Annotated in this window: 1 protein-coding gene; it reads left to right on the top strand. The window is 58.9% G+C overall.

Going from position 1 to position 209, the window contains the following annotated elements:
* Positions 1-209 (top strand): immunoglobulin-like domain-containing protein (locus QQL85_RS26595; protein ID WP_284368805.1); only part of this gene is annotated, 209 nt, incomplete at both ends.

The raw sequence follows: 209 nt of genomic DNA, 5'->3' as shown, positions 1-209 counted from the left end.
AAAACCGTCATCACCGTACCGGCCAATGGCACTACCGGTTCGATCACCGTCACTGCTCCGGACAACGTCTACACCGGTGCCAACGATCCAGTGATCAAATCGATCGCTTCGGTGGACGGCGCTGACGTCGGCAAGTTTGAACAACTGACCCTGGACAAGACTCCGGTCAGCACCACGGTCACCGACGAGCCAGGCACTCCTGGCAACGA

This window comes from Pseudomonas putida (assembly GCF_030159595.1).
Classification (GTDB): Bacteria; Pseudomonadota; Gammaproteobacteria; order Pseudomonadales; family Pseudomonadaceae; genus Aquipseudomonas; species Aquipseudomonas putida_AC.
The sequence above is the reverse complement of the archived record's forward strand: the minus strand, read 5'-3'. Positions and strand labels throughout refer to the sequence as shown.